General features: G+C 65.4%; 9 protein-coding genes. 5 read left to right on the forward strand and 4 right to left on the reverse strand.

Features of this window, described 5'->3' with window-relative positions; genetic code table 11:
• Positions 1-54: 54 nt before the first annotated feature.
• Entirely contained in the window at positions 55-1,377 is a 1,323-nt protein-coding gene (locus CSV86_RS27750; RefSeq protein ID WP_009396899.1) for a CapA family protein, read from the reverse strand.
• A gap of 252 nt (positions 1,378-1,629) precedes the next feature.
• Between CSV86_RS27750 and CSV86_RS27755 the strand changes: the two genes are divergently transcribed.
• The 5 genes from CSV86_RS27755 to CSV86_RS27775 all read left to right on the forward strand — a co-directional run bounded on the left by CSV86_RS27755 (position 1,630) and on the right by CSV86_RS27775 (position 8,419).
• Positions 1,630-3,492: a DUF1302 domain-containing protein gene (locus CSV86_RS27755; RefSeq protein ID WP_051032679.1), complete on the forward strand. Its 1,863-nt coding sequence runs from the start codon at positions 1,630-1,632 to the stop codon at positions 3,490-3,492.
• Between the two features lie 24 nt (positions 3,493-3,516).
• Positions 3,517-4,878 carry a DUF1329 domain-containing protein gene (locus CSV86_RS27760; RefSeq protein ID WP_009396901.1) on the forward strand — a complete coding sequence of 454 codons (1,362 nt, stop codon included), beginning with the start codon at positions 3,517-3,519 and terminating at the stop codon, positions 4,876-4,878.
• An 83-nt stretch (positions 4,879-4,961) separates the two neighbouring features.
• Complete coding sequence (locus CSV86_RS27765; RefSeq protein WP_009396902.1) at positions 4,962-5,882, forward strand: LysR substrate-binding domain-containing protein; 921 nt, start codon at positions 4,962-4,964, stop codon at positions 5,880-5,882.
• Between the two features lie 78 nt (positions 5,883-5,960).
• On the forward strand, positions 5,961-7,238 hold the full coding sequence (locus CSV86_RS27770) for an MFS transporter (protein ID WP_009396903.1): 1,278 nt from the start codon (positions 5,961-5,963) through the stop codon (positions 7,236-7,238).
• A 98-nt stretch (positions 7,239-7,336) separates the two neighbouring features.
• Positions 7,337-8,419 carry a M14 family metallopeptidase gene (locus CSV86_RS27775; RefSeq protein ID WP_009396904.1) on the forward strand — a complete coding sequence of 361 codons (1,083 nt, stop codon included), beginning with the start codon at positions 7,337-7,339 and terminating at the stop codon, positions 8,417-8,419.
• Here CSV86_RS27775 and CSV86_RS27780 read toward each other — a convergent pair.
• From CSV86_RS27780 to choW, 3 genes are all read right to left on the reverse strand, one after another.
• On the reverse strand, positions 8,412-9,971 hold the full coding sequence (locus CSV86_RS27780; RefSeq protein ID WP_009396905.1) for a sensor domain-containing diguanylate cyclase: 1,560 nt from the start codon (positions 9,969-9,971) through the stop codon (positions 8,412-8,414). The genes CSV86_RS27775 and CSV86_RS27780 overlap by 8 nt on opposite strands.
• 170 nt (positions 9,972-10,141) lie before the next feature.
• Positions 10,142-11,317: a choline ABC transporter ATP-binding protein gene (choV, locus tag CSV86_RS27785; RefSeq protein WP_009396907.1), complete on the reverse strand. Its 1,176-nt coding sequence runs from the start codon at positions 11,315-11,317 to the stop codon at positions 10,142-10,144.
• A complete protein-coding gene (gene choW, locus CSV86_RS27790) occupies positions 11,314-12,162 on the reverse strand; it encodes a choline ABC transporter permease subunit (protein WP_170395228.1) in 849 nt (282 codons plus the stop codon). The genes choV and choW overlap by 4 nt, the downstream gene beginning before the upstream one ends.
• Positions 12,163-12,219: the final 57 nt, after the last annotated feature.

Here is a 12,219-nt window from a genome sequence, read left to right on the forward strand (position 1 = left end):
GACCCTGTGGGAGCTGGCTTGCCAGCGATAGGGCCGATGAATCCAGAACATCTTTCACAGCAGTACGCGGGCTATGTCTCCCTGAATCTCCAATCGGGTTTCATAGCCACGGGACAGCGCCGCAAACCGCTCCAGGATCCCCCGCGCCTGCTCCCCCTGCGCCAGCCGCGGCCGCCCCCGGCGGTGGATCGCCTCGCCGAGCCCCAGGCTCACCGGATGCAACTCGATCCCGGTCAGCGTCCGCCCGTCGAAGGTACACACTGGTACCACCGTCTCCCAGAACCGCGCATCCGACGGAAAACTCCGGCTGTCATTCCGCGTGCGCTGCAGGAAAACCTTCGACGGCGTCTGCTGGCGGTCGACCCGGAACTGGTCGTAGCTGTCCACCGGCAGGCGTTCCACCAGCTCGTTCTGGCCGATGAAATTGCCCAGGCTGTAGAAGATCGGCTTGCCCTGGTACAGCTCCATGCCCCGCAGCAGATGCGGGCCGTGCCCGACCACGATGTCCACGCCGGCATCGATCAGCCGGCGCGCCACCGGCTGGATGAATTCCGCCGGGGTTTCCAGGTCCCATTCGCCTTGTTCGTTGTAGCCCAGCTCATGGGCGTGCAGGCTGACCATGACGATATCCGAGGTCAGCCGCGCTTCCTCGACCCAGCGCAGGATGCCGTCCACATCCTTTTTCCGCGCTAGGGTACGCAGGCGGGTGCGTGCGCCTTCGCGGAACAGCAGCGGGGTGAACGGGCCGAAGACCTGCAGCGACGGATCCGGCAGGGGATGGGCAAAACCCAGGTCCACCGCGCCCTGGTAGAGCTTGTCCAGGCCCAGGTCGGCGACCAGCCGGCGCACCTGCTCCATCTGCTCGGTGCTCACTTCGTGCAGGGTGTCGTAGCCCAGCGGATTGAGGCCAGGTCGCCCGGGCATGTCGCGGCTCTGGTCGCTGGCTTCCTGCCCCTTGCCGTAGGTGGAACTGCACGCCAGCAAGGCCACGGTGCCGGCTGGCCTGGTGCAGTACACCGGGCGTCGCGCCTCTTCGAGGTTGCGCCCGGTCCCGGCGAACAGCAACTCGCGCTTGTGCAACTGCTCGTGGGCCGCGTGCAGCCCGCTGATGCCGTAGTCGAGGCTGTGGTTGTTGGCGGTGGAAAACAGGTCGAAGCCGCCCTCGACCAACTCGTCCAGGACCCAGGCCGGCGCACCGAAATGCGAACCGCCGCTTTCCAGCGCCGGGTCGCCGGCGAAGTCGTTGGGCAGCACTTCCAGGTTGGTGAAGCTGACGTCGGCCGCGCGGATCAGGTCGAACAGCGGGCTCAGGGTCTGGTCGGCATGGCTGTGCAGGCGGCGCTGCAGGATGCTGTCGCCGGTCAGGGCAATCTTCATGGAGAAATCTCGATGGGGAACGAACCTGCCGACTCTAGGCCAGGCCCTGCGCTGCTCCGTACTGAATCCTCTGCATCCCCATAGCCTGCGGTTATCGGTGCCGGATCACCCGCGCATTTGGCTATGGGCATCACTTTTTTTCAGAGGTCGCGGGTGTGACTCGCTGCTTACCATGCATCCCGCCCGGCGCCAGGCAGTGCGGCGTCCGGAGGATGGCTTTCACATGAACAGCAGTTCAAGGCGCAGAGCACCATGAAAAGAACAACAGACACCATCGCCGGCATCCGGCCCCGTGCAGTGCCCTTGGCCGTCAGCCTGGCACTCGGCGCCGCAAGCGCCCAGGCCGCCACGTTCAACATTGGGGAAATCGAGGGTCGTTTCGATTCGACCCTGTCCATCGGCGCCAGTTGGGCCATGGCCAATCCAGACCGCGCCTTCATCGGCAGCCGCAACGGCGGCAGCGCTTCCACCCAGACCTCGGACGACGGCCGGCTGAATTTCAAGAAGGGCGAAACCTTCTCGAAGATCTTCAAGGGCATCCACGACCTGGAGCTCAAGTACGGCGACAGCGGCGTGTTCCTGCGCGGCAAGTACTGGTACGACTTCGAGCTCAAGGACGAACACCGCCCGCTGTACGATATCGACGATAGCCACACCGACAACGCTGCCAGGTCCTCGGGCGTGCAGTTGCTGGACGCCTTCGTCTACCACAACTACAGCATCGGCGACCTGCCCGGCACGGCCCGGGCCGGCCGCCAGGTGGTGAGCTGGGGCGAAAGCACGTTCATCCAGAACGGCATCAACAGCATCAACCCGGTGGACGTCTCGGCCCTGCGCCGCCCGGGCTCCGAGGTCAAGGAAGCGCTGATCCCGGTGAGCATGCTGTATTTCAACCAGGGCCTGACCGATGGCCTGTCGATCGAGGCCTTCTATCAGTTGAAGTGGGAGAAGAGCGTTGCCGACAACTGCGGCACTTTCTTCAGCAGCGATGTGGCGGCCAAGGGTTGCGATATCAACATGGCGATCAATGGCAGCGACTTCGATCGCGATATCGACGGTACGGGCGTGCTCGGCGGCTACGGCTACGTGCCGCGCCTGTCCGACAAGGATGCGCGCGATGGTGGTCAGTTCGGCGTGGCCCTGCGCTGGATGGTGCCGGAGCTGAACGACACCGAGTTCGGCTTCTATGCCATGAACTACCACAGCCGCACCCCGACCAGCACCTGGACGGTCGGGCGCGGTGCGCTGGTCGATCCGGTAGGCGGCCTGGCCGGGCGCGGCGGTGCCAGCACTGCGCGCTATTACCTGGAATACCCGGAAGACATCCGCCTTTACGGCCTGAGCTTCAGTACCACGCTGGGCGCCACGGCGGTGGCCGGGGAAATCAGCTACCGGCCGAACATGCCGATGTCGCTCAACGCCAGCGACGTATCGGCGGCCGCGACCCTCGGTGCAGCCGCCACCAGCCCGCTGGTCAACGCCGGCCTGCCGATCTTCGACAGCGGCTTCGCCAGTTCCGCCTATGGTTCGCAGATCAACGGCTACGTGCGCAAGCCGTTCACCCAGGCCCAGGTGACCTTCACCCGCACCATTGACCAGTTGACCTTCATCGGCGCCGACCGCCTGACCCTGGTCGGCGAGATCGGCTACAGCCATATCGCCGATCTTGGCCCCACCGATGGTTCCGACCTGCGTTTCGGCCGCAGCAGCGTCTACGGCAATGGCCAACTGGCCAATGCCGGCACGGCGCCGCTGCTCGGCGGGATCTCCGGCAATGCCCTGTGCACGCGCACGGCCAACCCGGTCAACCCCGACCAATGCACCAGCAAGGGCTTCTACACCGCCAACTCCTGGGGCTACCGCCTGCGCGCCGGTCTGGAATATGCCGACCTGATCGGTGGCGTGGTGCTGCGCCCGAACCTGTCCTTCGCCCATGACGTCGAGGGCTTCGGCCCGACCTTCAACGAAGGCGACAAGTCGGTCAGCGTCGGCCTCGATGCCGAGTACCTGACCCGCTACAACCTGAGCGTCAGTTACACCGACTACTTCGGCGGCGACTTCAACACCAATACCGACCGCGATTTCCTCGCCGTCAGCCTCGGCGTCAGCTTCTGACGCCCCCTGTTTCTGGAGCACAGCATGAATCGCAAAGCGTTGATCCGCAGCAGTTGCCTGGCCCTGGGCCTGCTGGCCAGCCAGGTGATGGCCGCAGTGTCCGAGCAGGATGCCGCGCGCCTGGGCAAGGACCTCACGCCCATCGGGGCCGAGAAGGCCGGCAACGCCGACGGCAACATCCCGGCCTGGAGCGGCGGCCTGCCCGCCAGCACCGGCGCGGTGGATGCCGGCGGTTTTGTCCCCGACCCCTATGCCAATGAAAAACCGCTGTTCGTTATCACCGCGCAGAATGCCGCGCAGTACCAGGCGCGCCTGACACCGGGCCAGTTGGCGATGCTCAAGCGCTTCCCCGACACCTACCGCATCCCGGTGTACACCACGCACCGCAGCGTCACCTTGCCGCCGAAAGTGTTCGAGGCGGTGCGCGCCAATGCCACCCGTACCACCCTGGCCGAGGGCGGCAACGGGTTGAAGGACTTCGACATGGCGATCCCGTTCCCGATCCCGCAGAACGGCCTGGAGGTGATCTGGAACCACATCACCCGCTACCGCGGCGTGTCGATCCTGCGCAATACCGCGCAGATGAACCCGCAGGATAACGGTGCCTACACCGTCAGCATGATGAAGGAACAGTTCGCCTTCCCCTTCGGCCTGACGGACTACGACCCGCAGAAGATGCAGAACATCCTGTTCTACTTCCGCCAGGAAGTGCTTTCGCCGCCGCGCCGGGCGGGCAGCGTGATGCTGGTCCTGGAGACCCTCGACCAGGTCGCCGAGCCGCGCATGGCCTGGATGTACAACGCCGGCCAGCGTCGCGTGCGGCGTGCCCCGCAGGTCGGCTACGACAGCCCCGGCGCCGAAGGCATGCGTACCTACGACGACTTCGACATGTTCAACGGCGCGCCGGACCGTTATGACTGGCAACTGGTGGGCAAGAAGGAAATCTACATTCCCTACAACAGCTACGCCCTCGACTCGCCGAAGCTCAAGTACGACGACATCATCCGCCCGGGCCACCTGAACCCCGACCACACCCGCTACGAGCTGCACCGGGTCTGGCATGTGGTTGCCACCCTCAAGCCCGGCAGCCGGCATATCTACAGCAAGCGCGACCTGTATATCGACGAGGACAGTTGGCAGATCGCCGAGGCGGACGCCTATGACGGCCGTGGCAACCTGTGGCGGGTTTCCGAAGGGCATGCGCGGTTCTTCTATGACCAGCAGTTCCCCTGGCTGACCGCCGAAACCCACTACGACGTGCTCAGCGGGCGCTACACGGTGTCGGGGCTGCGGAATGAGGAGAAGAAGGGCAGCTACGACTTTTCGCAGAACGCGTCGAGCAAGGACTTCACCCCGAACGCCCTGCGCGCTACAGGAATTCGCTAAGGCGACCGGTGATCGCGGCGGGGCTTGGCTTTGCGCCGCGAACGCTGTTGTATGGCGCCTTTTTCCGTTGTTGGTGAATGCCCATGAAGTTGCATCAACTGCGTGCCATCGTCGCCATTTGCGAAAGTGGCAGCATCCAGGAGGCCTCGCGCCTGCTGCATATTTCCCAGCCGGCCCTGTCCAAGAGCATCAAGGAACTGGAGTCGGAGCTCGGCGTGCCGCTGCTGGTGCGCTCAAACCGCGGCATTACTGCCACGTCCTATGGCGAGCACCTGGTGCGCCGCGCGCGCCTGGTGGTGGAGGAAGTGCGCCGTGCCCGGGACGAGATCGAGACCCTCAAGGGCACCATGGACGGCCAGGTGACCATCGGCGTGTCGCCGGTGACGCCCAGCCAGCAATTCGCTGCCTGCATCCTCAGCTACCGCAAGCGCTACCCGAAGGTGCAGTTGCAGATCCATGAGCTGCGTCCGGCCAAGCTCCTCGAAGGGCTGCGCGAGGGCCTGCTGGACCTGGCCCTGACGTCGCACCCGCCGTCGCGCAGTGTCGAGGGCTTCGAGTGGCACGAGCTGTATGCCCAGCCCACCACCCTGGCTGTACGCAAGGGGCATCCGTTATCGAAGGCCAGGTCGCTGGCCGAGCTGCTGGATCTGGAATGGCTGCTGCCCGATACCCTGGAAAGCTCGCTGGCCGGGCGCATGTTCGAGGAGTGCGGGGTGACCCCGCCGCAGCGCATCCTGGTGTGCGCTTCGGTGGTGCTTTACGCCGAGCTGGCGGCCACCACCGATGCCGTCAGTTCCTGGTCGCGGCGGGTGTTCGACCTGCCGGTGGTGTCGGGCAACCTCGACATGCTGTCGATCGCCGAACGGGTGCCGGGCACCGACATTTCCCTGGTGTGCCGCCCGCCGGAACTGATGACCCGGGAAACCCAGATGATGGTCGATGACATCCTCTACGCCTTCAAGCACCCGAGCACCCTGCGCTCGCCCCTCGATAACCAACCCTGATAAGCATGCCGATAGATGATTATCCGTCGCCCGGCGCCTGCGGCATCCTGCCCGCCTGACCCATGGAGGAACCCGTGCATGCTGTTCTCCCGACGTAACCTGGTGCTGGTCCTGCTGATGAGCGTGATGGTCATCAGCGTGCTGGACAAAAGCATCTTCGCCTTCGCCGGCGCGCAGATCATCGACGAACTGAAACTGACCCCGGCCGAGTTCGGCTTCATCGGCAGTGCGTTCTTCTTTCTCTATTCGGTGTCCGGCGTAGCCGTGGGCTTCCTGGCCAACCGCTTTCCCAGCCGCTGGATCCTCGTGGGCATGTCGCTGGTGTGGATGGTGTCGCAGTTGCTGGTCAGCGTCAGCAGCAGCTTCATGGCCCTGGTGATCAGCCGCCTGATGCTCGGTGCCGGCACCGGACCGGGTACGGCGGTGACCCAGCATGCCTGTTTCAAATGGTTCGGCCCGACCGAGCGGGTCATGCCGGCATCGCTGATCCAGGTGTCGATCATGCTCGGCGCGATCTTTGCGGCGGTCAGCCTGCCGTTCCTGATTGCCCAGGTCGGCTGGCGCCTGGCCTACGCCGGCCTGGCGGTGCTGGGGTTCGCCTGGATGCTGCTGTGGCTGGCGTTCGGGCGCGAAGGCAGCCATGCCGATACCGCTCGGCAGCCGGCAAGCGGGCCGCTTCCCGGTTATCGGCGGTTGCTGCTGAACCGCACCTTCCTCGGCATCACCCTGCTTGGCTTCGTCGGCTACCTGCCCAATGCACTGATCTACAGCTGGGTGCCGCTGTACCTGCAAAAGGGCCTGGGCATGGCGCCGATGCAGTCGGGCTACACGGTGATGTCGGTGACCCTCGCCGTGATCCTCTGCAACCTGCTGGTATCGGCCCTGTCCCAGCGCGCGCTGGCCCGGGGCGCCTCGGTGCAGCGGGCGATGGTGGCCTTGCCGCTGGCGTGTTGCCTCGGCGCCGGGCTGGCCTTCGTTGCCCTGACCCAGGCCCACGGCCATCTGCCCGCGACCCTGGCGCTGTATGCCACCGGGGCGGTGCTGATCAACGTGCTGCCGACCTTTGCCAACACCATCGTCGCCTTTATCGCCCCTGATGCCCGGCGCGGCTCGATGCTGTCGATCCATATCGGCGGCCTGACCAGCGCCGGCATGCTCGCGCCCTGGCTGGTGGGGCAGATGGTGGCGGGGCAGGGCGACGATATTGCCCGTGGCTTCGAGCTGTCCCTGGTGCTGATCGGCGTGGCGATTCTCGCGTCCACGGCGCTGGCGTTCTGGCTGGTGCGGCCGCAACGCACCCGCGAGCAGTTGCAGGCGAACGAGCTCCGGATCGAGGCCGCGTTGCAGCCGAACTGATCCCCAGCCTTTCCCGATTCCATTTCCCCGCTTGCGGGCCGGCCTTCACGGGCGGCCTGCGGGCCAGACTCATCCCGCGAAAAGCCCCAGGAGCCGCGATGACCTCCGCTGACTGTTTCTCCCAGACCTACGCCCAGGCACGCCAAACCTTCCTCCAGGCCTGTGCCGCCCTCGACCTGCCCGTGGAGTCCTATACCCATCCGCTGCCCGGAAGTGCCGGCGAGGAACTGGCGGTCGATGTGGCCCGCAGTGGCCCGGCCGATGCAGAACATGTACTGCTGATAACCAGCGGCTGCCACGGGGTCGAAGGCTTTTGCGGCTCCGCCGTGCAGATCGATCTGCTGCGAGACCGCGACTTCCTGCGCCTGGCCGGCGAGGCGCGCTGCGCCGTGGTCTTCGTGCATGCGGCCAATCCCTGGGGCTTTTCCTGGTTGCGCCGCTGGACCCACGAAAACGTCGACCTGAACCGCAACTTCCGCGATTTCAGCCTGCCCTGCGCGCCCAACCCGGACTACGCGGCGCTGCACCCGGTGATGATCCCCCGGCAGTGGCCGCCGTCGCTGGGCAACCGCCTGCGCCTGCTGTCGAAGCTGGCCAGGCGGGGGCGCAAGCATTTGCAGAAGGCCATTTCCGGCGGGCAATCCAGTCACCCGGACGGGCTGTTCTACACCGGCACCGCGCCTACCTGGAGCAACCGCACCCTGCGCGAAATCCTGCGCCGCCATGGTCGTGCCTGCGCGCACCTGGTGTGGCTGGATATCCACACCGGGCTGGGGCCCAAGGGCTATGGCGAGCGGATCTACTCCGGCCCGGGCGACTCGCCGATGCTGGCGCGGGCGCGGCGCTGGTGGGGCGATGCGGTGCGTTCGTCGCAGGACGGCCAGTCGGTTTCGGTGCCGCTGACCGGGCTGATGGTCTATAGCGCCCTGGAGGAATGCACGCCCTCCGAGTTCACCGGGCTGACCCTGGAATACGGCACCCTGCCCGGCGAGCAGGTACTCGACGCCCTGCGCGCCGAGCAATGGCTGCACAACAATCCCCAGGCCGGCGCGGCGCAGCGGCGCGAGATCAAGCAGCAACTGCGGGATGCCTTCTATGTCGATGAGCCGCAATGGAAAGAGGATGTACTGCGCCAGGGCCGCGAAGTGGCACGGCAGGCCCTGGCGGGGCTGGCTAGCTGACCACCCGGTTACGCCCGCTCTCCTTGGCCCGGTAAAGATTGTCATCGGCCTGCTTGAGCACTTCGGCGGCACTGTCGGCCTGCGGGCTGCGACAGGCAACGCCGATGGACAGGGTGATAAAGCCGACGCCAGGGACTTCGCTGGCTTCGACCTGGGCGCGGATACGCTCGGCGATGGTACCGGCCTCGGCGAGGCTGGTTTCCGGCAGCAACAGCACGAACTCCTCGCCGCCCGCGCGGCAGGCCAGGTCGCCGGAGCGCGAATGCCCGGCGATGATCGCGGCCACCTGCTTCAGGGCGATGTCGCCGGCGTCGTGACCATAGGTATCGTTGACTCGCTTGAAGAAATCGATATCCAGGGCCAGGGCCGCATAGGGCTGCCCGGACTGGTCCAGCAAGTCCAGTGCCGCATCCATGGCCCGGCGATTGGCCAGGCCGGTCATCGGGTCGCTCTGGGCCTCCTCGCTGAGCCGGCCGATCTTGCGGTGCAGTAGCTGCACGCTGGTGATCAGCGCCTGGCGAATGGCCGCCGGCTCCTTGTACCAGGCCTTGATCCGCCCCAGTTCGTCGATGGTCTGCGGCTGCGACAGATGGGTAGCGTTGTCTGCCAGCTGTTGCAGTGGCCGGGTGATCCAGCGCGCGCCGATCCACAACAGCAGCAGGCCGATGATGCTGGCCGGCAGCAGGTCGAGGAACATCGACTGCATCAGCTTGCCAAGGGTGGACAGTGCGATGGCCCGGGGCTGCTGGGCCACTACCGCCCAATCGGCGTTGGCGACCGGTGCGTAGCCCGCCAGCATCGGCACGCCCAGGTAGTTGTCCACGGCCATGCTGCCGCTCTCGCCGCGTAGCGCGGCATCCACCGTGGCGCTGCTCTTGAGCACTTCGCCGATGCGTTCGGTGGTGGGGTGATGGAGCAGCCGGCGGTGCTTGTCGGCGACGAAGGCGAAGGTGCCGTCGTGGTGGAAGTGCTGCGAAACCACCGTGCTCAGGGCGCTGTCCTTGCGGATGTACACGGCGCCGCCGACCACGCCGAGGAAGCTGCCGTCGGCGGCGAACACCGGGTGCGAGATGAACACCATGAGGTTGCCGGTAGCGGAGACGTAGGCGTGGCTGATCAGCGGCCGGTGCTGCTCCACTGCGCGGCGGATCTCCTCGGAGTCGAGGTTGCTGCCGGTGGCCAGTACGTTCTCGGGATGGGTATGCAATACCTTGCCACCGGCATCGGTGATGACCACGGTATTGAAGTCTTCGTCCTGGGCTTGCAGGCGGCGGGCTTCGGCGTGAAGCAGGCGTGGGTTGTCGAAGTCTTCGGCCAGTTGCAGGGCGCTGTAGCCAAGGTGCGCATGGGCCGACTTGAGGAAGGCGCCGATGCTGGAGGCAACCTTTGCCGCATAGGCATGGTTGGCTTCCAGGGTGGCGTGGATCAGCGCGTCACGTTGCACGCCGTAGGCCACTACCAGGCTGTTGGCGAGGGTGGCGAGGGCCGAGAAGATGGCGAAGGCCAGCATCAGGAAGCGCAGGTCGAGACGCCGGGTGGTGGGTTTGTTCATCGCGTGCGGGTTGTCCTGGGTGGGGGGCACGCGATTGAGGATAGGCTAAATCCTGTGTTGTTCTTCAGGGCCTCATCGCTGGCAAGCCAGCTCCCACAGGTACGGTGTATGCAGTACCTGTGGGAGCTGGCTTGTCGGACCGCCGCACCGCAGCGATGAGGCCACAACGGTCAGCCGTGGTTCTTGCCCAGCAGCGCGTGATACAGCTCGCTGTCGCCGAGGATGCCGACCACCTTGTTGTCATCCTGCAGCACCAGCTTGTTGCCGGTCTGGTAGCGAATCTGCAGGGCATCGCGCATGCCGATGTTGGCGTGCACCAGGGTCGGTTTGCGCCCCAGCGCTTCCACCGATTGCCCCGGCGCCCAGTTCTGCAGGTCGAGGCCGTTGGCGCCTTGGCGCGCGCCCTTGATCACGCCGTCGGCGAGGTCGAGCCAGGAATCGACGCCCGGGTCGATGCATACCGAGCCGTTGACCCGCTTGCACTGGTCGAGGCTGCGCATCAGGCTGCGGCCGCAGAGCACGTTGAGCGGGTTGGTGTGGGCGACGAAGGTGCGTACGTAATCGTCGGCCGGGTTGAGCACGATCTCTTCCGGCTTGCTGTACTGGATGATCTTGCCGTCTTTCATGATGGCGATGCGGCTGCCCAGTTTCAGCGCTTCGTCGAGGTCGTGGCTGACGAAGACGATGGTCTTGCTCAGTTTGGTCTGCAATTCCAGCAACTCGTCCTGCAGGCCCTGGCGGATCAGCGGGTCGAGGGCCGAGAAGGGTTCGTCCATCAGCAGGATGTCGGCGTCCATGGCCAGCGCACGGGCCAGGCCGACGCGCTGCTGCATGCCGCCGGACAGCTCGTCGGGCTTCTTGTTGCGCCACTGCGCCAGGCCCACCAGCTCCAGCTTCTCGTCTACCAGCTTGCGCCGCTCTTTCTCCGGGCGGCCCTGCATTTCCAGGCCGAAGCTGATGTTCTCGCGCACCGTCAGCCAGGGCATCAGGGCGAACTTCTGGAACACCATGGCGATGCGCTTGGTGCGCATCATCTTCAGTTCTGCCGGGGTGCAGTGGGCGATATCGATGTGCGAGCCTTCATGCTCGACGAACAGCTTGCCGCGGCTGACGGTGTTGAGGCCATTGATGCAGCGCAGCAGGCTCGACTTGCCCGAGCCGGACAGGCCCATCAGCACGCAGATCTCGCCCTTGTTGATATCCAGGTTGGCCTTTTCCACGCCGACCACCAGCCCGGTTTTCTTGAGGATCTGCTCCCGCGAAAGGCCCTGGTCAAGCAGGCTGAGAGCCTCGCGCGGTCGATTGGAGAAAATGACGTCTACGTCTTCGAAGCGAATGATGCTCATGCCTCACCCCTTACCTGTACATCGGGTTGTTTGCAGATACGGTCGAGCATGATTGCCAGCAGGACGATCGCCAGCCCGGCTTCGAAGCCCAGGGCGATATCGGCGGTGTTCAGTGCATTGACCACGGGTTTGCCCAGGCCGTCGGCACCCACCAGCGCGGCGATCACCACCATCGACAACGACAGCATGATGCACTGGGTGACACCGGCCGCGATGCTCGGCATCGCATGGGGCAGTTCGATACGGGACAGCAGTTGCCGGCGCGAGCAGCCGAAGGCCTTGCCGGCGTCGAGCAGTTCCTGGGGCACGTCGCAGATGCCCAGGTAGGTGAGGCGAATCGGCGCGGCGATGGCGAACACCACCGTGGAGATCAGCCCGGGGACCACGCCCAGCCCGAACAGGGTCAGGGTCGGGATCAGGTAAACGAAGGTGGGGACCGTCTGCATCAGGTCGAGGACCGGGCGCATGGCGGTGTAGAACATCGGCTTGTGCGCGGCGAGGATGCCCAGTGGCACGCCGATGGCCACGCAGACCAGGGTGGCGAACAGCACCTGGGCCAGGGTTTCCATGGTTTCCTGCCAGTACCCCAGGTTGAGGATCAGCAGGAAGGACGCGACGCAGAAGGCGGTGAGCGCCCACTTGCGCTGGATCAGGTGCGCGCCCACCGCGATCAGCCCGATCAGGACGAAGGGATTGAACCAGGTCAGGGCCCCGGTCACGCCGTGGATCATCCATTCCAGCGCCGCGGCAAAGGCATCGAAGTAATTGGCCCCGTGTTGGGTCAGCCATTCAACGAAGGCCGCGATGTGCTGGCCCAAGGGTATTTTTTGATCGATCAGCATGATAGCGAGCGTCCACCTGCAAGGATTCGAAAACTCCCCGCGCCGGTCATGGCCGTCGCG

Origin of the sequence: Pseudomonas bharatica CSV86 (assembly GCF_000319305.2) — a bacterium.
Taxonomy (GTDB): domain Bacteria; phylum Pseudomonadota; class Gammaproteobacteria; order Pseudomonadales; family Pseudomonadaceae; genus Aquipseudomonas; species Aquipseudomonas bharatica.

What these genes read in the sequence shown, in the direction of transcription:
- CSV86_RS27750 (WP_009396899.1), bottom strand. Translation starts at nt 1,377, where the DNA reads ATGAAGATTGCCCTGACCGGCGACAGCATCCTGCAGCGCCGCCTGCAC.
- CSV86_RS27755 (WP_051032679.1), top strand. Translation starts at nt 1,630, where the DNA reads ATGAAAAGAACAACAGACACCATCGCCGGCATCCGGCCCCGTGCAGTG.
- CSV86_RS27760 (WP_009396901.1), top strand. Translation starts at nt 3,517, where the DNA reads ATGAATCGCAAAGCGTTGATCCGCAGCAGTTGCCTGGCCCTGGGCCTG.
- CSV86_RS27765 (WP_009396902.1), top strand. Translation starts at nt 4,962, where the DNA reads ATGAAGTTGCATCAACTGCGTGCCATCGTCGCCATTTGCGAAAGTGGC.
- CSV86_RS27770 (WP_009396903.1), top strand. Translation starts at nt 5,961, where the DNA reads ATGCTGTTCTCCCGACGTAACCTGGTGCTGGTCCTGCTGATGAGCGTG.
- CSV86_RS27775 (WP_009396904.1), top strand. Translation starts at nt 7,337, where the DNA reads ATGACCTCCGCTGACTGTTTCTCCCAGACCTACGCCCAGGCACGCCAA.
- CSV86_RS27780 (WP_009396905.1), bottom strand. Translation starts at nt 9,971, where the DNA reads ATGAACAAACCCACCACCCGGCGTCTCGACCTGCGCTTCCTGATGCTG.
- choV (WP_009396907.1), bottom strand. Translation starts at nt 11,317, where the DNA reads ATGAGCATCATTCGCTTCGAAGACGTAGACGTCATTTTCTCCAATCGA.